The sequence below is a fragment of the Blastopirellula sp. J2-11 genome (assembly GCF_024584705.1).
Lineage (GTDB): Bacteria > Planctomycetota > Planctomycetia > Pirellulales > Pirellulaceae > Blastopirellula.
This window is the reverse complement of sequence record NZ_CP097384.1, coordinates 4,784,002-4,804,592: the sequence shown is the minus strand read 5'-3', so window position 1 is coordinate 4,804,592 and position 20,591 is coordinate 4,784,002. Positions and strand designations below refer to the sequence as shown.

General features: G+C 57.2%; 20 protein-coding genes. 4 read left to right on the top strand and 16 right to left on the bottom strand.

Annotation, left to right across the window (positions count from 1 at the left end; genetic code table 11):
* Positions 1–39 precede the first annotated feature (39 nt).
* Positions 40–1,410 carry an L-serine ammonia-lyase gene (locus M4951_RS18940; RefSeq protein WP_262023198.1) on the top strand — a complete coding sequence of 457 codons (1,371 nt, stop codon included), beginning with the start codon at positions 40–42 and terminating at the stop codon, positions 1,408–1,410.
* 190 nt (positions 1,411–1,600) lie between these two features.
* Here M4951_RS18940 and M4951_RS18935 read toward each other — a convergent pair whose 3' ends face one another.
* From M4951_RS18935 to M4951_RS18925, 3 genes are all read right to left on the bottom strand, one after another.
* The gene (locus M4951_RS18935) at positions 1,601–2,146 is read right to left on the bottom strand and encodes a flavodoxin (RefSeq protein ID WP_262023197.1); all 546 of its coding nucleotides are present in this window, start codon (positions 2,144–2,146) and stop codon (positions 1,601–1,603) included.
* Between the two features lie 85 nt (positions 2,147–2,231).
* On the bottom strand, positions 2,232–2,960 hold the full coding sequence (locus tag M4951_RS18930) for a tetratricopeptide repeat protein (RefSeq protein WP_262023196.1): 729 nt from the start codon (positions 2,958–2,960) through the stop codon (positions 2,232–2,234).
* Positions 2,961–3,007: 47 nt separating this feature from the next.
* Entirely contained in the window at positions 3,008–3,766 is a 759-nt protein-coding gene (locus M4951_RS18925) for a tetratricopeptide repeat protein (RefSeq protein WP_262023195.1), read from the bottom strand.
* A gap of 507 nt (positions 3,767–4,273) precedes the next feature.
* On the opposite strand from M4951_RS18925, the gene M4951_RS18920 reads away from it, so the two are divergent.
* On the top strand, positions 4,274–5,248 hold the full coding sequence (locus M4951_RS18920) for a DUF1559 domain-containing protein (protein ID WP_262023194.1): 975 nt from the start codon (positions 4,274–4,276) through the stop codon (positions 5,246–5,248).
* Between the two features lie 139 nt (positions 5,249–5,387).
* Positions 5,388–5,777 (top strand): hypothetical protein, encoded by a 390-nt coding sequence (locus tag M4951_RS18915; protein WP_262023193.1) that lies wholly within the window; start codon positions 5,388–5,390, stop codon positions 5,775–5,777.
* Between the two features lie 142 nt (positions 5,778–5,919).
* Here M4951_RS18915 and M4951_RS18910 read toward each other — a convergent pair whose 3' ends face one another.
* The 6 genes from M4951_RS18910 to M4951_RS18885 all read right to left on the bottom strand — a co-directional run bounded on the left by M4951_RS18910 (position 5,920) and on the right by M4951_RS18885 (position 13,926).
* The gene (locus M4951_RS18910; protein WP_262023192.1) at positions 5,920–6,498 is read right to left on the bottom strand and encodes a YdeI/OmpD-associated family protein; all 579 of its coding nucleotides are present in this window, start codon (positions 6,496–6,498) and stop codon (positions 5,920–5,922) included.
* Between the two features lie 367 nt (positions 6,499–6,865).
* Positions 6,866–7,855 carry a DUF1559 domain-containing protein gene (locus tag M4951_RS18905; RefSeq protein WP_262023191.1) on the bottom strand — a complete coding sequence of 330 codons (990 nt, stop codon included), beginning with the start codon at positions 7,853–7,855 and terminating at the stop codon, positions 6,866–6,868.
* A gap of 148 nt (positions 7,856–8,003) precedes the next feature.
* Complete coding sequence (locus M4951_RS18900; RefSeq protein ID WP_262023190.1) at positions 8,004–8,489, bottom strand: carboxypeptidase regulatory-like domain-containing protein; 486 nt, start codon at positions 8,487–8,489, stop codon at positions 8,004–8,006.
* An 859-nt stretch (positions 8,490–9,348) separates the two neighbouring features.
* Positions 9,349–10,122: a phosphoribosylformylglycinamidine synthase I gene (gene purQ / locus M4951_RS18895; protein ID WP_262023189.1), complete on the bottom strand. Its 774-nt coding sequence runs from the start codon at positions 10,120–10,122 to the stop codon at positions 9,349–9,351.
* Positions 10,123–10,178: 56 nt separating this feature from the next.
* The gene (gene purL / locus M4951_RS18890; RefSeq protein ID WP_262023188.1) at positions 10,179–13,103 is read right to left on the bottom strand and encodes a phosphoribosylformylglycinamidine synthase subunit PurL; all 2,925 of its coding nucleotides are present in this window, start codon (positions 13,101–13,103) and stop codon (positions 10,179–10,181) included.
* Positions 13,084–13,926 (bottom strand): prephenate dehydrogenase, encoded by an 843-nt coding sequence (locus M4951_RS18885; protein ID WP_262023187.1) that lies wholly within the window; start codon positions 13,924–13,926, stop codon positions 13,084–13,086. The genes purL and M4951_RS18885 overlap by 20 nt, the downstream gene beginning before the upstream one ends.
* A gap of 158 nt (positions 13,927–14,084) precedes the next feature.
* On the opposite strand from M4951_RS18885, the gene M4951_RS18880 reads away from it, so the two are divergent.
* Positions 14,085–15,131, top strand: coding sequence for a type II secretion system F family protein (locus M4951_RS18880; protein WP_262023186.1), 1,047 nt, complete (start codon positions 14,085–14,087; stop codon positions 15,129–15,131).
* Positions 15,132–15,142: 11 nt separating this feature from the next.
* Here the strand turns inward: M4951_RS18880 and M4951_RS18875 are convergent, their stop codons facing one another.
* The 7 genes from M4951_RS18875 to M4951_RS18845 all read right to left on the bottom strand — a co-directional run bounded on the left by M4951_RS18875 (position 15,143) and on the right by M4951_RS18845 (position 20,589).
* On the bottom strand, positions 15,143–16,621 hold the full coding sequence (locus tag M4951_RS18875) for a PcfJ domain-containing protein (RefSeq protein WP_262023185.1): 1,479 nt from the start codon (positions 16,619–16,621) through the stop codon (positions 15,143–15,145).
* A 184-nt stretch (positions 16,622–16,805) separates the two neighbouring features.
* The gene (locus M4951_RS18870; protein WP_262026940.1) at positions 16,806–17,081 is read right to left on the bottom strand and encodes a type II toxin-antitoxin system RelE/ParE family toxin; all 276 of its coding nucleotides are present in this window, start codon (positions 17,079–17,081) and stop codon (positions 16,806–16,808) included.
* A gap of 19 nt (positions 17,082–17,100) precedes the next feature.
* Complete coding sequence (locus tag M4951_RS18865) at positions 17,101–17,343, bottom strand: type II toxin-antitoxin system ParD family antitoxin (protein WP_262023184.1); 243 nt, start codon at positions 17,341–17,343, stop codon at positions 17,101–17,103.
* Between the two features lie 371 nt (positions 17,344–17,714).
* Positions 17,715–17,990, bottom strand: a complete 276-nt coding sequence (locus M4951_RS18860) for a hypothetical protein (RefSeq protein WP_262023183.1) — start codon at positions 17,988–17,990, stop codon at positions 17,715–17,717.
* Positions 17,991–17,998: 8 nt separating this feature from the next.
* Entirely contained in the window at positions 17,999–19,465 is a 1,467-nt protein-coding gene (locus M4951_RS18855) for a sulfatase (protein ID WP_262023182.1), read from the bottom strand.
* Between the two features lie 104 nt (positions 19,466–19,569).
* Positions 19,570–20,259: a hypothetical protein gene (locus M4951_RS18850; RefSeq protein WP_262023181.1), complete on the bottom strand. Its 690-nt coding sequence runs from the start codon at positions 20,257–20,259 to the stop codon at positions 19,570–19,572.
* A gap of 39 nt (positions 20,260–20,298) precedes the next feature.
* A complete protein-coding gene (locus M4951_RS18845; protein WP_262023180.1) occupies positions 20,299–20,589 on the bottom strand; it encodes an anti-sigma factor family protein in 291 nt (96 codons plus the stop codon).
* Between the last annotated feature and the right edge of the window lie 2 nt (positions 20,590–20,591).

Genomic DNA, 20,591 nt, shown 5'->3' with positions numbered 1-20,591 from the left:
TGACGCGTACAATTATCAGCGGAAGCGAGTCGCGCGAAAATGATCAGTGTCTTCGAGTTATTCACGATTGGAATCGGACCCTCCAGCTCTCACTCGGTTGGGCCGATGCGGGCCGCGCATCGGTTTTTAGCCGATCTGACCCAGGCCGGTCAGTTGGACAACGTCGCTCGTCTGCAAGCCGAACTGTTTGGATCGCTCGCGCTGACCGGCATCGGTCACGGCACCGACAAAGCGGTACTCGTCGGCTTAGAGGGAGAAACGCCGGAGTCGGTCGATCCTGAATCGATCGTACCGACCGCCGAGCGGATCGAAGCGTCGCACAAGCTGAACCTGGCCGGGAGGCGCGAGATCGCGTTCGACGTCGAAACCGATCTGCTGTTCCATCGGCGCAAATCACTGCCGGCCCATCCCAACGGGCTGAAGTTTACGGCGATTGCTGCAGACGGCGCGAGCCTGCAAGAAACCGCTTACTACTCGATCGGCGGTGGTTTTGTCGTCTCCGAGCAGGAACTGGCGCAAGGTCCGCCCCAAGCCTCGGAGACGTTTCCCTATCCGTTTGAAAAAGCGGCCGATTTGCTCCGGATCTCGCAAGAGACCGGCATGTCATTCAGTAGCATCATGCTGGAGAATGAAAAGTCGTTGCGGAGTGAAGCGGAAGTTCGCGATGGTCTAAAGAAGATCTGGGACGCAATGCAAAAGTGCGTCGAGAAAGGTCTCGCGACTCCCGGCGTTTTGCCCGGCGGGCTCAAGATCAAGCGGCGAGCGCACGGCTTGTCGCAGGAGTTGATCAAACGGTATGGCGGCGCCAATGACCCTCTGTCGGTGCTCGATTGGGTCAACGCATTTGCGATGGCCGTGAACGAAGAAAACGCCGCCGGCGGGCGCGTGGTCACAGCGCCCACCAACGGTGCGGCCGGCATTATTCCGGCGGTGCTGCATTACTATGCCCGGTTTTGTCCGCAAGCCAACGAAGATGGCGTGATTCGCTTTTTGCTGACGGCCGGCGCGATCGCGGTGCTGTACAAGAAGAACGCGTCGATTTCTGGCGCCGAGGTCGGCTGTCAGGGAGAAGTGGGCGTCGCCTGTTCGATGGCGGCCGCAGCACTGACCGAAGTATTGGGAGGAACTCCGCAACAAGTCGAGCAAGCGGCCGAGATCGGCATGGAGCACAATCTCGGTCTGACCTGTGATCCGATCGGCGGCTTGGTGCAAGCTCCCTGCATCGAACGTAATGCGATGGGCGCCGCCAAAGCGATCAACGCTTCCCGCTTGGCGCTGCACGGCGACGGCACGCATCACGTTTCGCTCGATCGCGTGATCAACGTGATGCGGCGAACCGGCGCCGACATGTCCAAGAAGTACAAAGAAACGTCCCGCGGCGGTTTGGCCGTCAACTGGACCGAGTGCTAACGGTTTTCGTTATCTTGCGGCACATCACTTTGTCAGAAATAACATCAGCCGCAGAGCGTTAGCTCCGGTTTCCGATATGACCTTATTCGCAACACGCAATCGGCGAAAAAAACGCGGCTAACGCCGTGCGGCTGATTTCGCCAGGTGGAGCAATCATTTGGGCAAGCCTGCAACGACGCCCGAAGAAACGTTACCCTGCGTCCGCCAGATCTTGCAGGTTTAGCAGCCCGATCTCTTGCAGCACTTGCACCAACCAGGTGCGGATGCGATCTTCGGTTTGATCCGACTCGTTATCTTCGTCGAGACCAAGTCCGACGAAATGCTCGTCGTCATACATCGCTTGCGACTCGTCAAACTGATAGCCGGCCGCTGGCCAGACGCCGACGAGTTCCGCTCCGCGCTTCTGAATCGCCCCCCATAACTCTCCCATCGCATCGAGAAAATTGTCGGGATAGCCGTACGAGTCTCCCATGGCGAACAGCCCCACTTTCTTGCCGGTCAGGTCGAGGTCGCCCAGTTGGCGGAGAAAGTCGAACCAATCATCTTGCATCTCGCCGATGTTCCAAGTTGAAACGCCGAGTAACAACACATCGTATTGCGTCAACTCTGCGGGCTTCGTTTGGCTGACATCGCCGATGTGCGTCAGCAGGCCGCCGAGTTCTTCGGCAATCTTGTTAGCGGCCATTTCGGTATTGCCGGTGGTGGAACCATAAAAAATCGCGATCGAAACGCTCATAAGATTCACTTCCTGGGAAGGTTATTTGGTAGGGAAAGAAGTTGCGTCGAAGTTGGCCGCTCAATAATAGAGCGGCGAACGACTGCTATTCGCTGGCGATTTCGATCATTCGGCAGCGACAATAGGCGGCTCGCTCTTTGTCGCCAAACTGGGCGAACAAATCGATCAAGCGCGTCACGCAACAGGTGCAATCGACCGAGCGAAGTTCATCGGTCGATGCGTCGGCAATCGCCAGATACGCTTTTTCCTGTTCCCCTTGTTGACCATACAGGGTCGCCAGCGACATCCGATACCGAAACACACGCGGCGCCAAATCGATCAGCTTCTCGACTAGAGGGATCGACTTCTCGGCAGGTTCGCCGGCGCGGCACATGTAAAAGACGACGCCGTACAACGCAGCGTGGCAGCCGGGATTGTGCTGCACGGCCAACTCACAGACGCGCCGCGCCCGGTCAAACTCTTGCAATCGCCCTAATCCTTCGGCCAGGCAAGACAAGAGCGTTGGAGGAAAGTCGTCGCGATCCGATAACTCGCAATAGATCAAGCGACCATCTTCAAAGTCACCCTGTTGGCAATAGCAGTCGGCCATCGCCAGTTGCGCCGCCATCGAGAGCGGTTGCAATTGGCGCGCGTGTTCTAGCGTGTGCAGCGCCGCCTCATGCGCCCCCTGCATCTGCAGGATGACTCCTTTCAACTCCAAAGCGTCGGCGGCGATATCTCCTTCGGCCAGCGCCGCATCGACATGGCGAAGCGCTTCGCCGAGCATTCCGCGACTATAGCAAGCGACGGCGCGCTGTAATTGATTTTGAATCACAGGCATTCTCTCCAAGCGATCAGATGGTGAAGCGTGAAGGGGCGCGACTATCCGTCGCTCTCCTCTTCGTCAGTCGGTCGGTACGAGGAAACGGCCTCGTATTCGATTTGGGCCAAGCGCGCATGGCACGCTTCGGCTCCGGCAACTTCGCCGCAGGCCGCCAACAGCAGACGTAACCGCTGTAACGACGCGACGCAGTCCAGCGACTCGACCTCGATAACGCGCAACCGCCGAACGGCGTCTAAGCGCCGTCCAGCTTCGACCAGTCTCTTGATCACCGCGATTTTGTATTGGAGATTCTTCGGCTGCAGCCGTTCGGCCTGCAGCAACAAAGGAAGCGCCGCTTGCGGCCCCAGTCCCGAGCGTTCCAGTCCATCAGCGACTAGCACCAGTAGTCGATGATTTTCTCGAAAACGCCGCAGACTGCGCAGACCCAAGTCGACCCCGTCTCCAATCGCGTCGACACGCAGCAGCCCGCGAACCGCATCGACCGCTGAAACCTCGTCGAGATTTTCGATCTCGGCCAGGTGAGCGTAAATGCAAGCCGCCAAATCAGGGCGCTGCGTGCGGAGATAACACTCGGCCAAACGGCACTGGGCCGCCGCCGAGAGAGGAATGAGAATCGCAGCGGTTTCTAACATGCGAGCCGCGGCGGCCAGTTCTCCCAGGCGGAACTGAATCTGCCCCGCCAATTGCCAACAACGACCATCATGGACCCACTGGTCGTGATGGCGCTGCAGCACATGGAGGGCCTGTCGGTTTCGTTCCTGGCGAAACAAGTCAGCGGCAAGCGTGTAAAAATCCACCAAATCTCTCCTTCATGCCGAAGCCAGCGATTGCTCTCGCAGTGCGCATTTGCGTTCTGCGATCGCAGCGAGCCAGCCGAGTTCGCCGGTCACGGCGAATCGGATGGTACATCCAGCGAAGCTGGCTCCCGCAGATTAGAACGGGCTGGCTGGCGGCTGAAATGATAGTGAGTCTCAATAGCGGTAATGTTAGCAAGAGAGAGAGGAAACGTCAACTTCAAGAAGGTGATTTTCTGGAATGCGGTAAACCGGTCCCTCGCGATGCTCTGGTTTCTTCTGCGGCCGTTACGTGGTCCTGCTCGCGAAAATCCCGGGTTCGCCGCAAGTCGCGGGATGGAATCTCTGGGGCGGCATGGGGAAAACCGCAGCGCTTTTGCGGCGATCCTTGCGCCTGCAAAAAAGTCAAATCGATATAATTATTTTTATCTTTACACGGCTTTACCCTCTGCGGGGAAAAGCCAATCCCTTCTTTGTCTTCTTCTTTTCTTTGGGGTTCTTTCTATGTGCATGTCATCGTCTCGAAATCGTCCCGGTTTCACACTGGTCGAGCTTTTGGTGGTGATCGCAATCATCGGCGTGCTGATCGCCTTATTGTTGCCGGCGGTTCAAGCGGCCCGCGAAGCGGCTCGGCGTTCGCAATGCTCCAACAATCTAAAACAGATGGGGCTCGCCCTGCATAACTTTCACGATACGTATGGTCGCTTTCCGCCGGGAGCCAGCGACAATTCCGCTCCTTTCGGCAACGGCTATAAGAGCCCCGGCGGGCACTCCTGGATGGCGTACAGCATGCCGTTTTTAGAGTTGGGGAACGCCTTCGATAGCAGCGACTTCCCGAATCGCAGCTTCTACGACTCGAATATTGAAACCGCCATCGGCAACACCAATTTCCCCGTGTTCGGCTGTCCCTCTTCGGCGCTGGAGCAAGAGTTCAGCAGCCAGACTCCCAAGACCATGGTCGCCGACTATATCGGCATTGCCGGCCATGTCGACGGCTACGGCGGCGTTACTGCGGTGAATGACACAAGCGATACCGCCTTTGGCGTGAGCGCGACCAACGGCGTGCTCGCCAAGCAGTCGAAAAACACCTTTGCGTCGATCACCGACGGCAGCAGCAATACGATTGTGGTCAGCGAAATCGGCGACTGGGTTTACGTCTCTGGCGGAACGCGTAAAGACGTTCGCTCTGGCACGACGCACGGTTTTGCGGCTGGTTACCAACGAAATACCGGTTCACGTCGCGTTCATAACTGCGTCACCTTGCGACACATCATTAACCCCGGCCCCGCGATCGAATACACCACGGATAGCTCGGACGGCGTCAGCGAACTCGGATACAACAGTCCCCTGCGATCCGCTCATCCAGGCGGCGTCATGGTTCTTGTTGGCGACGCGTCGGTCCGATTTCTTACGGAATCGGTTGACACGGGTTCGATGGCGCGACTTGCCAACCGTCAGGATGGCTTGGTCGTTTCGCAGTACTAATCGCGTCTGTGCGACTTGAAGTGAAGTCGGCTGGGGCTCTTACCTCCTTGGAGATAAGCGCCCCCAGTCCTCCTTCAAGACAAGTCATAGGCTTTCCATCTCTTGAGTAATCATTCCAAAACATAGAGAGGCGCGCCCGATGAAGACGCACGAAATAGTGTGGGTGGGTTTGGTCGCAGTGTTGATCGGAACGCTCGGCTGCACCGCCGAACGCAGGTTTCCCGATCGAATTGAAGTGACGGGAAAGGTCACTATCGGCGGCGAGCCGCTCCCCAACGGCTCGATTTCCTTCCGTTCCGATCAAGACATCGCCGACGGCATGGTCGCCTCGGCCGATATCAAAGATGGTCAATACGCCGCGAAGGTCCCTGCCGGAGAGAAGAAGGTGGTGATCCACTCGGTCATCCAAACTTCCGATCCGGCTCACGAATTTATGGACTTGATCCCGGTCCAATACAACAAAAAGAGCACGCTGACCGCCGACGTGAGTCGCGAAAATACCGAGTTCGATTTTCACCTGACGAAGTAGTTGGCTGGCCCCCCGGCTCTCCGTCAGATCTGAAGGAGCGAGCCATTCATGGATGGCTAGGCAACCCGCCAGTTGGGGGCAGACTGGCAGGGCCCTGGCTGAATGGTCGGACAGTTTGGAAGCGAGCGCCGTCGCAAAATCGTCAGTGGATCCGGGTTTGGCTCTTGAGCATCGCGAGCAGATTGTCAAAACGTCGTTGCCGCGTCTCAGGCTTTTTGGCCGTTTGCAATTGATAGGCGATCGCGAATAGATTGGCTTTGTTCAACGTCGCGAAAAACGCTTTCGCGCTTGGATCGGTGCGGACGGCGGCGACGAAATCGGCCGGGACGACCACTTCGCTGGACGGCGCGTAAGCGGCGTCCCAACGCCCATCGGCTTGGGCCGCACGAACATGCGCCAGGCCCGGCTCTTGCATCCTGTTTTCCGCAAGCAGCCGTTCGACATGCTCGCGATTGCGCTGCGACCAATTGCTCTTCGGCCGCCGCGGCGTAAATCGTTGCAGGTAAGAAATGTCATCCAACGATTTCTTCACGCCGTCGATCCAACCCCAGCACAGCGCCTCAATCACCGCTTCTTGCCAGGTGATCGATTGAAGACCAGACGCCTTCTTATGGATTTTGAGCCACAATTCCGTTTCCGTCGCATGATGGACCGCGAGCCAAGCGTTGAACTTTTTAGGCGTTGGAAAGGCACGCGTCCGCGCTGCGCTCGGCTCGGGCATGGGTTGGTCTCTCTCTGTCGAAGTCCTGTAGGCTGAGTGAAGCAAAACCGAATAACGTATTCTACTTTTAAGTTGCGTTAGGTGCGTCGCGACGCACCAAGAACCTGCGAATCGGCGACCATTCAATGAGCGTGCAAACGCAATCCGTGGGCGTCGATTGCGTTGCCACGCTGGGTTTGATTTCGTCGCTTTCGGCAACTCCCGGTGCGTCTTGACGCACCCTGCACGTAGGACGTTTGGGGCGCTCTGGCGCGGCGGATTTTTTCCGATGACAAAGCGCACAGATACGTGGTCGTTTGCCGCGTCGCGATTGAAGAAAGGGATGACGCTGGCGCAAAGAGGCCGGCGTCATTCAGTCGCTAGTCGATTAGTACTCTCCGATTACCTCTCCGTCGGAAATTCCGGCGAGTCGTTCGATCGTGCTGTTGATCGTCCCATCAACGCTATGCTCGATGTTTTCGCTGAAGAAGCGAACGCTGCCGTCGGCGAGTGCGAACTGGGCGCCGCCTGGGTGCTGACTGCTATACCCTTGTCGTTCGGAGACCGAACTGGAAATGTAAGCCGGATTGATCGGGACTCGCAAAGAGCCGAAGATTGCAACTAGTCCTTGGTTTCCGCTTCCCTGTTCAGGGCCCGTCGCATTGAAGTCTCGAGCGGCGTAGAGCGAGCCTGCGTACGAAGGGTCGGGGGCGGACGACGCAAATTGATACGATTTTTCGCCCAGCATGAAGGTGTTGCTGGCGCCGTCGGTGATGTCGCGGAACGACGACTCGCTATCGCGCCAAAACAATCCCGTGCCGCCAGACAAACCATCGAGGTTATTGGTGGCCCGAGCTTGTTTCGTGTTGTAATTGTTGTTGTTCACTACGTAGTTGCTGACCGGCATGAGATTGTCTCCGCCGGCTGCAATGGCATGCCCTACATTTTCGTTCAGTACGGGGCCGGTATCGGAAGGACAACGAAACGCTGCCTGAGTTTGTTGGGCTGCGGCCAAGACCGTGGCGTCCGCCAGCGCCGTGGAGGCGTCTCGTTCGTCGGCGTTTAACAAGTTGGCCAGCGCCGTTTGTTCGATATACGGCAACACGAACGTGGACCAGCTCCAATGTCCTTCATTATCGATCGAAGCTCGGCCGGTGCTGCGAATGTCGGCGTAGCCCTGAGGAAACTTGCCATGCGCGTCATGATGAAGGTGCATCGCTATTCCCAGCTGTTTCAGATTGTTCGTGCATTGCATCCGCCGCGCCGCTTCGCGGGCTTGCTGGACGGCCGGCAGTAACAGCGCGATCAGAACGCCGATAATGGCGATCACCACCAGTAATTCAACGAGCGTAAAACCGGATCGAGAACGAGTATTCATTTCTACTTCCTTTCCTACGAAGAGATCCCCGCGGCAAGTTGCTGAGAGACTTCAATAATCAACGCGATCCGCTCTGACTAGCAATGATGGATACTCGTTAGAAGAGCGAGACGCGAAAACAGATAAGGGACGAATGAGATAGCAAGCTTTAACGAGAGGTGAGCTCGAAATCGAACGCATTGCTGCCGGCGACCACCTCTCGCTTCAACTCGGATCGAGTATTGTATTTGCGCGGAATTTTTTCGACTTGCGCCGAGTTGTTTCGCTCGATGGACGGATCGGAATGATTGCCGCTAGCCACGATACTCTCGATGACCACTTTGTGCTGGCCGAGAACCGCTCCGTCGAAATCGCCTGTGTATTTCAACCGGTAGAAACCGGCTTCGTCGGTTGCCCCGAAGGAGGAGCGCCCCCTTTCGGGAACAAACGTCAACAAGGCGTCAGCAAGCGGTTTTCCGTCGAGAGTGACCGTTCCAGTCACTTCGCCAAGATCCGGTCGATCCGATCTCGCCGCACACCCTGACTGCAGAAACAGGGCCAATGCTGTGAAGCAAATCAGCGGGAAGAAAGCGGCGCTACGAACCGCTTTCACGCCCAACAGATTCCAAAAGAGATGGCATACTTTGGCGTGCATCAGTATCCTCAATTTTCTTGTGAATGATTGCTCATGATAGCAGGTGAAAAACTAGAGTCAAACAAGACTTGCAGTGTTGTAGTATGTGTCGCGACACACCAAGAACCTGTTCGTCTGCGACCATCCAATGAGCGTAACGACGCAATCCGTGGGCGCCGTTTGCGTTGCCACGCTAGGTTCGATTTTGTAGCTCTTGGCAACGCCCGGTGCGTCTTGACGCACTCTACGAGTAGGACGTTTTGGGCGCTCTGGCGCGTCGGATTTTGTCCGTTGACAAAGCGCACGGATTCGTGGTCGATTGCCGAGCGGCGCACCGTAAATCGGCGTAGCTCGTCACGCGGAAGGAGGCTTCTCGGCTCTTTGAAAATTCGCGTTTCTGGACCCATGTGCTAATGACTAGCGGCCCGCTTTTATTTGTCGTCGAGGGCTGGCGTTATATTACCCAGACTGCCATTTCGGCTGCTCGGTGCGCCGAAAAAAATTGCCGCGGTCCAGTCCACATTGTGAAACTAATCACAAAGTCAAAGTCCTGAATGTCAAAAGAAGCACGAATCAACGTTGGGGCGATTGGGTATTGGGCAGAATGGCCTCATTTACCCTCGCTAGCTCGGCTTGAGCTACGAAAAAAACGTCGCGGTCCAGTCCGGTCCTGTCCGATTGGCGGGTCAGGCGGGGTCTTCAAATTACCCAGACTAACAGCCGTGCAAACTAGATGAATCGATAAAAAAATCACGGCGGTCCGGTCCGACCACATTCGCTCGGCTTGCCCACAGGCGATTGCTTATAGAAGTTGCGCTATTTCCAAGGTTGGCCCCGATAGCGGAGCGATCCGGGCTAACCGTGAGTGAGCGCAGCCCGCTTAGGCGAAAAACTGGACCGCGTTTTGGAAGATCTTGAGGCCGTCGCCGACTTCGCCGGCTTCGCCGCGGGTCCAGCGGGGGTGATGCGTGGGGTCGAGATGACGTTCGGGGTGCGGCATCAGGCCGAAGACGCGGCCGGTTTCGTCGCAAGCGCCGGCGACGCCTAGTTGGGCGCCGTTGGGACAATCGGGGTAAGCCGCTTCACCGCCTGAGGCGTTGGTGTAGCGAAGCGAAAGTTGGCCCGACTGATCAAGCGATTTGAGCGTTTCGGCGCAGCGAGCGACGAAGCGTCCTTCGGCGTGGGCGACCGGCAGATACATTTTTTCGATCTCTTTGAGGAAGACGCATTTGTCGCCGTTGGTTTTCAAGTGAACCCAGCGATCGATGAACCGTTGCGACTCGTTCCAGGCCAAGGTCGCCGGCGCGTGACCGTCGGCGGCGTCGGGGAGCAGGATGCCCGATTTGAGGAGGATTTGAAAGCCGTTGCAGATGCCTAGCACCAGCTTGCCGGCATCGACAAATTCACGCAGCACTTCGTCGAGATGATGACGAATCAGGCTGCCGACGATTCGACCGGCGGCGATGTCGTCGCCATAGCTGAAGCCGCCGGGCAGGCAGAGGATTTGGAAGCCCTCGGCCAGCTGCGGCTGATCGAGCAGGCGATTGAGATGGACGCGCTCGGCGGCGCCGCCGGCCGCTTCAAACGCGAACGCGGTTTCGCGGTCGCAATTGGTGCCTGGGGCTCGCAGGATCAACGCCTTGGGAGTCGCCATCGTCGGGTACTTTTTCTTGAAAGGTGCTGCAAACAGAAATAAGGAAAGGAGATCGCTTACCAGTCGAGCGGCGAGAGCCAAGCTTGTTTCAGTTCGTCCAGCGAGGCCGAAACGAGCTTCGTCTTTTTGAGCGAGATCGTCAGTTTCGGCTTTTCGATCACCATGCCGATCGCCGCGTGCGGAATGCCGGCCAACAGCGATTGGAACTGCTTTTCGTTCTCGGCCGGAACTTCGACCAAAAATCGCGTATTCGATTCGCTAAACAGCAAGCTGACTGCATGTTGGGCCGCTTCGTCATGTGGCATGTTGTCGAGGGTGAGCTCGGCGCCAAGTCCGCCAGCAAAAGCCATTTCGGCCGCCGCGACGGCCAAACCGCCTTCGGAGAGATCATGACACGAGCGAACCAAACCACCATGAATCGCTTTATGCAGCGAAGCGAAGGTGCTTTTGGCGATGGCCGGATTGACCTTCGGCGCGGCGCCATCTTTTTGATCGTGAATCAACGACCAGTGCGAACCGCCCAGTTCGTTGAACGTTTTGCCGACGACATACAGTTTGCTGCCGGTCTTTTTCAGATCCATCGTCACGCAGCGGCGGACGTCGTCGACCTGACCCAAGGCGCTGATCAGCAGCGACGGGGGAATCGAGATCGTCTGCTTTTCGCCGGTGTCGTTGAAGTAGCTGAACTCGTTGTTCAAGCTATCTTTGCCGCTGATAAACGGCGTGCCCAATGCGATCGCCATGTCATAACACGCGATCGCCGAGCGAACGAGCGAGCCGAGCGTTTCAGGGCGATCGGTATAGCCCCAGCAGAAGTTGTCGAGGATCGCGATCTGCGAAGGATCGGCGCCGACGGCGACGCAGTTGCGCATCGCTTCGTCAATCGCGCTGGTCGCCATGTCGTAGGTGTCAAAATCGCCGTAACGTGGGTTCATGCCGCACGAGACGACCACGCCGCGATGCGAAGTCAGCACCGGGCGAACCACCGCCGCGTCGCCGGGCCCGTCATTTTGAACGCCGACCAGCGGCTTGATGACGCTCCCCCCTTGCACTTCGTGATCGTACTGGCGAATGATCCAATGCTTGCTGGCGACATTGAGCGAACCAAGGATCTGTTTCAAATCGCCGGCGAAATCGCACGATTTGACCGCCGGAAGTTTCAGCGGCTTGACCGGCAGCGGCTGGTAAGTCGCTTCACGCACGATCGGCGGGCGGCCATCGTGCAGGAACTTCATGTCGAGGTCGCCGACCGCTTCTTGGTAGTAGAACAGCTTCAAGCGACCGGTCGGCGCGAACCGGCCGATGATCGTCGCTTCGACCCCTTCGCTCGAGCAAAGCTCTTCCAGCTCGTCCCATTTGTGATCGGGCACGGCCAGCACCATCCGCTCTTGCGCTTCGCTGATCCAGATTTCGGTGTACGACAGACCGTCGTATTTCAGCGGCGCTCGATCGAGCCAAACGTCGGCGCCAATCTTCTCGCCCATCTCGCCTACGGCGCTCGAGAAGCCGCCGGCGCCGCAGTCGGTGACTGCGTTGAAGAGGCCGCGATCGCGGGCTTCCAGCAGAACGTCAAGCACCATCTTTTCGGTGATGGCGTTACCGATCTGGACGGCGCCGCCCGAGAGCGATTCGCTCTCGCTGGTCAGTTCGGCCGAGCTAAACGTCGCGCCATGGATGCCGTCGCGACCAGTTCGTCCGCCGAGCGCGACGATCAAGTCGTTGGGCTTCACTTCTTTGAAAGAGTGCTGCTGTGGGATCAGGCCGACATTGCCGCAGTAGACGAGCGGGTTGCCCAGGTAACGTTCGTCAAAGTAGACGGCGCCGTTGACCGTGGGGATGCCCATGCGGTTGCCGTAATCACGGACGCCGCTGACGACGCCGTTCATCACGCGGCGCGGATGCAACACGCCGGGGGGAAGCGTTTCGGGATCGACATCGGGCGGAGCGAAACAGAAGACGTCGGTATTGCAGATCGGCTTGGCGCCCATGCCGGTTCCCATCGGGTCGCGGACGACGCCGCCGATGCCGGTGTTGGCGCCGCCGTAAGGTTCCAGCGCCGACGGATGGTTGTGGGTTTCGACCTTGAAGACGATGTTGTGCTCGTCATCAAAGCGGACGATGCCGGCGTTGTCTTGGAAAACGCTGACGCACCAATCTTTGTCACCCAGGCTTTTGCGGATCTCCTGCGTCGCCGCGAAGATCGTCTCTTTCAGCATGTTGTTGAATTTGCGTTCGCCTTTTTCATCTTTGTAGGCGATGCGGCCGGCGAGCGTTTTGTGGCTGCAGTGCTCGCTCCAAGTTTGGGCGACCGATTCCAGCTCGATGTCGGTCGGATCGCGTCCCAGCTCGTTGAAATAGTTTTGAATGGTTTGCATTTCGACCAGCGTCAGATAAAGCTGGCCCTCTTTGCTGAGCTTGGTCAGACCGGCGTCATCCAGCTTGCGAATCGGCGTGGTCGCCAGCGCGAATTCGTACGGCTTGCCGAACGACAGTTGCTCGAATGGAATCGGGCCGATGATGACCTGCTCGATCGCGTCGTTCGCCAACAGTTTGTTGCACAGCTTGTCGAACAACGGTTGCGGCAACTGCGGCAGCCAGTATTTGCGGAACGTGCGGACCGCGGCGGCCGATTGACCAAAGTCGGCGATCGCCGTCATCGTACTTTGCGCAACCGGATCCATCACGCCGGGCTTCGGCAAGACGTAGACCAATTGCGACAAACCGGACGCCGGCGGTTTCGACAGCGAGTCGGCGCCTGCCTGGTCGACTTTCGCCTGTTCGACGACGGTGTCGCAGAGCAGTTGATCCGACAACAGCTCGACATGGTCGCGGTTGAAGTCGGCCTGAATCAGAAAACCGCGCGACGTAGCGACCTGCAGATCGGACGCAAGGCCCAGATCGGCCGCGGCGGCGATTAGCGAATCAGCGGCAGCGTCGCGCTCGGCAGCGGACGGATATATGTCAATTTCCCACAGCGTCACGGCGATTTTTTCCGTCGTTTAGGAGTTTTTCGAGCTTGGCGTCGTTCTCTGCTTCGAGAGCTTCACGCAAAGCCGCCAGCACTTTCTCAAACTTGTCGAGCGCCTTCAAGACGTGGCCCCGATTCGAAGTAAATATCTGTCGCCACAATGCGGCGTCGCCGCTGGCGATCCGCGTCGTATCGGCCCAGCCGGTCGAAGTCAGCGGCAACCACTTCTCAGGAGTGGTCGCCGCGACCGCTGCGGCCGCCCAGTGAGGCAAATGGCTGGTGAAGGCCAGCGCCTCGTCATGTTCTTTCGGTTTCATCCAGACGACGGTCGCCCCCAGTGCAGTCCACAAATCTTCGATCGCTTCCGCTGCCGCTGCATTCGTACGCCGCGTCGGCGTCAGTACGACGGTGCGATCGACAAACAGGCAAGCGTCGGCATGTTTGGGGCCTGCTTTTGCGCCACCCGCCAATGGATGGCCGCCGACAAAGCGTGCGTTGGTCAATCCTTGATCGAGCGCCGCCGTGATTTCATTTTTCGTACTGCCGGCGTCGGTCACAATCGTACCGACCGGGCAGTGCCGATCGATCTCGTGCACCAAGCCCACAATCTTGTCGACCGGAGCACAAACGATCACCAGGTCGGCCTGTTTGACGCCGTCGGCGATATCGGTGGTCGCTCGGTCAATCGCGCCGACTCGTTGGGCGTCGACCAGGCTCTCTTTGTTTCTCCCAACCCCGATAATCGACTTCGCCAAACCACGGGCTCGCATCGCCAAGCCGATCGAACCGCCGATCAGGCCGACTCCAACGATCGCGGCTTGATTCCACTGAGGCATGACGCACAAGGGGTGTTAGTCGTAAATGGTTGAATTCGAGAATCCGCTAGTTTAACAAAATCCAGCGCCGTTAGCCGAGGGGCAAGGCGCTGCCAGCGACGATTTCCCCAGGTATCTTGAGAGAGAACCGTTCCGACTCCCTTAAATCGCGAGATGGCATGTTTTTTTCCCCACGTATCGGACTTCAAGCGCTCGTTCTGCTGTGCCGACGAGTCGGGACGCAGTTGGACGCCGGTGTGGATGACCGCACTATCTGGCGCCGCGAGGTCGAGCGATCGTCGGGCGCACATCGCCAGGTGATGATCGAAATCCGGGATGCCGTCGAAAACGGGTCGACGCTGGGAGACGCGTTGACACGGACAGGCGACTACTTTCCGCATGTTTTTCGAGAAATGGTGCGTCTGGGGGACGAAACAGGGCATCTCGATCGGATTCTGAAGGAACTCTCGGTTCGCTACGAACACCGGAAGCAGATTCGCAGCGCTTTTTTGGCCGGCATCACCTGGCCGATGATCCAACTGGTCTTCGCAATCGGCGTCGTCGGGCTGTTGATCTGGATTATGGGTTTTCTCGGCGACATGACTGGTCAGACGGTCGATATCCTGGGGTTGGGGCTGATCGGCACGAAGGGGCTGGTCATTTATTTTTCGCTGATCGGCTGTTTGATCTTCGGCGGTTGGGCTGTTTGGATGTTCTACAGTCGCGGACAACTCGACTTTTTGCCGTTGGGCCGCATTTTGATGAACATCCCCGGAGTCAGCTATCCGCTGAAAACCATCGCGTTGTCGCAGATGGCCTGGTCAATGGCGCTGACCACCGGCGGCGGGCTTGATGCGCGGCGTTCGGTTCAACTCGGCTTAGAGTCGACCCATAGCGACTACTACACGCAGTACATCGAGCAGGTCGATCGTGATCTGCTAAACGGAGAAAATATCGGCGCCGCGCTGCGTCACACCAGCGTCTTCCCCGAAGAATTTCTGGATGCGATCGATACCGGCGAGATCACCGGCAATCTGTCTGAGATGATGGAAAAGCTGACCGCCGACTACCAGGCCCGCGCCAAAGCCGCGCTCAACACGTTGGCGATGTTGGCGGGCTTCGGCGTCTGGCTGATGGTCGCCGGCCTGATGGTCTCGTTGATCTTTCGCTTGGCGTATTCGTACTACGCTCCGATGTATGAAATTCTGGATGAGATGAATCACTAGTCGGAGCGGCGTTACGCATAGTTGCCCAATTTCAAACCGGCGGACGACGCCCAGCGGCGCAGCACTTCTTTCTCTTGGTCGGTCGCCAAGCGATTGAATTTGCCGCGAGCTTGTACGATCGTACGCGATTGAGCGTCGACCTCTAAGGTCAACGCTTTCAGATGCAAATCGCAAGACTCGACTTCCATCCGCCAAATGGATCGGGCGCCGCGGACACAAGTCGAAGCGTACAACGCAACGCAGTGATGCATTTTGCGTCCCTCGGCGACGAGTTCCTTGGCAGTGCAAATTTCGCGGATCGACCACCATTGATCGTCCCCGTCCCATGACTGGTCGAGCCAATCGAACGAAGGAAAACCGCTCGGCTTCCACTGCGGGACGTCGAACGCCGAGTTCGATTCAAGACCGGCGTGCCAGCGATTCACCTGACGCAACAGCGCCTCAGGCGTACGTCCCTTCATGGTGAAGTTCGGCTGCCGAGCTGGGCCTGTTTCGTTTTGATCTGCTCCGAGATAGTAGTAAGCGGCTTCAAACTTTTGGAAGTAAATGTAGTCGATGATCGGTCCGACTTGCGCCAGATCTTCCAGCGGATTGCGAATAAACCATTGAATGACCGTCGTCCAAAATTGGTGCTGCGAAAAGTCATTGGCCAGTCGCGTTCCCATGATTGCTTGGGCCAGCCGATCATCGCCACCGAGGCCGATCACCTGACCCCAACGAATCGCTTCGTTGACCGTCGCGTTGTTCGGCGCCGAGAGAAAGTGATGGGCCATCTTCTTGGTGTAAGGAAGCGGCAAGTTGCAACGCGTCAAGTTCTCGCCGGCGCCGACCTGGACGTACCACAGGCGTTCTTTGTCGGATTGGCCGCCGAGACCGGTAAACCAAACGCGATCCAAGAAGGCCGGCATGTCGCCGTACCGCACAAACAAGTGATGCAAGAGCGAGATAAACTGCCGACGCGCGCTGCGGGTCTTGGGCTTCCATTGTTCCAACGGCCGGATCCAATGCGGGCCAAACGCTGCGATCAGCGGCAAGGCTTCAATCGCCGAGTTGCCGGCGATCTCGCCGTCGTGGGGATAAAACGAATAGCCATTCAGAAAACTGGCCCGCTGATTCAGCAGGTGCGTCAGCAAGTCGACCAAGGTTTTCCGCTTGTGGTTCGTCTCTTTCACCGCGTTGGCGAAGCGAATGAGCGACGTCGCCGAAACATGCCGCGCATCGATCTCCCTACGAGCCAGCGACAGCAAGTGATCCCCCTGGCGCCGCGCATCACGCTTTTGACGCAACAGTTGGCGACGCGCGGCGAGACGCGCCGCATGCTCGATTTCCAGTTCGCGCTGACGCTCCTTTTTACGGAGCTTGCCGGTGAAGCCGTTTTCGGCGCACCAAGAGCGATACTGCTCGACCGTATCGAGGCCGAGCCGCTTTAGATGACCGCGGAAATGGCGATCGCGATGGAGAAGTTCGTTTTGTTTTTGTTTGGTAGCCATGATTGATCAGGGGAGCGCATAGGATCTCTACAGTTTCTTGAAGGAAGCAATAAATGGGCGAGACTCGGAATCGGTTTCATGCGAAAAAACTCCAACAGAAAATGAGGTTGTGGAGAGGGAGACACATGCAGGGAGAGGCGGTTCGCGCACAGAAATCTTGGTAGGGGCGCGACACGTCTTGGAACTAAAGAAGCGTCGGATCACGATCGCCGGGAAGAATTCGAACGATCTGAACTTCATTGGCGCCGTGTCGAAAGAAGATCACGTAGCGACCAAATGCAACTGCTCGGACACCTGCCCCCAATTCGTCACGGGGGTCGCCGATATCGGGTTGACTGGAAACAAATCGACACTTGTCGCGAATCTTGTGAAGCCAACGCCTTGCCGCTTGCGGCTTATCCTGGGCTATGTGAGAAGCAATATCCGTTAAGTCAACTTTCGCTTCGGCAGAATATCGCAGTTAATTCATGCCAGGGAGCTCACCGCTGCTCAGATTCAATTTTAGCGATTATCGATTTCACTTCGGCGAAGACTTCGTCTTCGTCGAAGGCGTCGCCGGCATCCAATTGCCGGATCCCCTTGGCGATGTCGAGACGTAACGATTCTTGCGCTTGTAGAAGTCGAATGCCGGCGACAGCCGCCTCTTCGATCGATGCGTATCGGCCCTCTTTCACCAAGGCGTGGAGGAATTCGTCAAACTCACTAGGTAGCGTTAATTTCATCGGCTTCGCCGCAATCTATAAAGTAAGCCGCAATCGGTTTTTAGAAGCGTCCACATCGTGAGTTTCAATATACCTCAGTTGCTGCCCAAGGATCAAACTTCCGGACATGAATAACGGACTTCGTCACTTGATCGGCTCGCCTGGATCATTGTCGAGATGAAAGGGAGATTTACAGTCGTGTAATTTTCGATTGTGGGGACTGTCCCACGGTTCGTCGAAATGGTATTCGCTGAGTCGCGAATCAATCTCGCTCGCCAAAGTCGGAACTAACAGAGTTCGCCAACTGTGCATAGGGCGTCCGTCTGCGCCAATAACGCAACATGGCGGGATGGATTGATGGGCTGCTTGATAATTGAATAGCGCAATCAACGTTAATTTGGTTCGACTCCGGGCTGCGGCATGATTCGAAATGTAAGCGGGCGCCCAGTCATCGGCATACTGATAACAATCAAGGTCAGCACTACAAAACAGACCACGCAAGCCATCGCATAGCGCGACGCCCATTTAGGGCGATACGCAGAAAGAACGATGCCCAATAGCATCAGGAACATGGGAATCGCAGCAAGGCCGTTCGTCCTGTTCACTACGGCAAAGCAGAGTGCGATCCCAGCCGTAATCGCAAAACAGAACTTCAGATCAAATTGCATATCCCACCTTACAGCTCCGGAATCGGATCATCCTTCCTGATTACTTCCCCTTCCCACACCGCCGTCTCCCCATCGTAAGACAAGATGCGGTGGGCGCTGCCTGGCGCTGCGGGGAGATCGACTTTCGGCAGCCAAGCGGCCAGTTCCTTTTTGACATCGGCCAATTTCGCGTTGCCAGCCAGGTTGTTGATTTCCTGCGGGTCAGACTGCATGTCGTACAGTTCTTCTGAACCGTCGGCGTAGCGGATGTATCGCCAGCGCTGGGTGCGGATGGCGTGATTCCCTTGGTTGTGAGTGGTGATCGCGGGGTGATCTCGTTTGGTGGCGGCGTTTTGTAGTTGCGGCGTAAGCGAGAGGCCTTCCAAGTTGGTGTTCTGGGGGAGCCCGCAGAGGTCGATCAGGGTGGGGTAGATGTCGAGCAGTTCGACCGGTTGCGTGCACTTGCCGCCAATCGCGACGCCGGGGCCGGCGAAGATCAGCGGTACGCGTGTCGAGCGATCCCACAGAGAGTTCTTGCCGGTGATCCCTTTTTCGCCCAAGTGCCAACCATGATCGGACCAGACGACGACAATGGTGTTGTCGGCGTACCCTTGTTCTTCGAGCGCCGCCAATACGCGGCCGACTTGAGAGTCGACAAAACTAGTGCAGGCCATGTACGAGCGGACGAGGTTGCGCCACTCGCCAGACTCCATCAAAAATTTTTGCCGTGGTTCCGGCAGCTTCCAGTGCATGTACCAAGAGAAGCGGGGCGTGTCGTCCCGATCTTCCGGCATGAACGGCGGCAGTTGGACTTCGTCTTCGGGATAGAGATCGAACCATTTTTGCGTTGCATAACAGGGGACATGCGGCAGAAAGAAGCCGACCGACAGGAAGAAGGGCTGCTGCGGTTTGGCTTGCAGCGTATCGACCGCCCAACTGGCGACTTTGAAATCTCCTTTGTCTTCGTCGTTGTGCGGAAAGGTTCCCCAGTCGACCAGCGGGTGCGGATTAGGCGTTTCGACTAGTTTTTGTTGCGGCCGCGCGCCGACCGAAGCGGCCGGGCCGAGATGATCGAACTCGTCATCTTTCTTCGGACGACGTCCATAACCGCCGTGAAAGATTTTGCCGGTTGAGTAAGTCGTATAGCCGTTCTGCCGCAGGTACTGCGGCAACGTCACCAACTCGCTCAGTGAATCGACATCCCGAAACCAGGGCGCCAAGCCGTGGATGCCGGTCGTACTAGGGCGCAGACCGGTTAGCAAACTGGTGCGCGATGAGTTGCAAAGGGGCGCCTGACAGTGGGCGTTGGCGAACAATGTTCCCCGCGCGGCGAGCCCGTCAATGTGCGGCGTTTGAATTTGAGGATGCCCGCCGAGACAGCCGATCCAATCGTTTTGATCATCGATCGCGATGAACAGAATATTGGGTTTTTCGGCCTTGGCGAATGAGATGGAAAGCAGCAGCGCGCCAACGGCGCAGAAGGCGAGGCGAATCATGAGGCGATCTCGGGGCGTGAGATAGAGCGGGGAATCAACTTGAATGATTCTAGTTGATCACGTAGTGATGTTCACGCTTTTCGTCGACGAAGAGAGATAGTCGGTCAATATTGGACGACGAATGCAAATTCCAATGAAGATGGGGCATCGCCTTTAACAAACAAGTGCAGCATGCCCGGATCCCAGGGAAACCCTTCGACGAACCTTATTTCGTCGCCATCGGGAGATGCAAATTGCGCCATTTGCCGATATCCGCGGCTGTCCAAAGCGGCGAATGATTCGGCAGCCAGCGGGCGATTTTCGGTGTAGGGGCCGCCGCCAACTTTGCTTTCCGGAATCGGAATGGGATGGCGAGCCATGGCGTATGAAAGCTGAGAGTGGAAATGTTCGTCCGGTTCAAATTCGCGTTGAAAGAGATCTGCGGCAGGCTCGCCGATCTGCAACCGATGACACGTGACCTCGGAAGGAATCGGAGACAATTTGTCTGCGGGTGAGATTTCATGGACGACGGCATGGATCAACGCAGAAGGTTCGAGAGCGTCAGAGTGAAATTTGAGGACATCGCGGTCCTCCGACTCACCAAAGATCTCGAAGGAGTAGAAAATCGAAACAGCGAAGCCGGTGTCAAATTCAAGCGTCGCGAAGAATTTCTGATAAGGCGATTCGAACTGGGGAATCGCCAACTTGGGCGGAGCTCCGCCGATTCGACTGCCGTGGTGCGTCGCCTCGTTGGCGTAGCGGAATTCGATGCTTAGTTCTGGCGAAAGTGTCCAAGGGAATGATGAATTCGACATGCAGACTTGTCGTTCGTGAGCAGAGAAAAGATTGGCGTCTTATTCGCTCGGCGAGCTTTCGTCCGACCCGTCTTCCAATCCCTTTTGGCGGGCCGCCAGGATCGCGTTGATCAGCGCGTCGGGGGCCGGCGGGGGCGGGTTCATCTTGTTGCAGCAAGCCGCTTTGCCCAGGATCAACGTCTCGCGATAGTTGTCCAGATAGTGCTTGCAGCAAGGACAATGCTCAAGATGCGTCTCCATCACGTCTTGCTGGTTGGACGGCAAGGCATGGTCGAGGAATTCGGCGAGATACTCGTAGATCTCTTTGCAGGATAGTTTTGCGTGGTTCATAG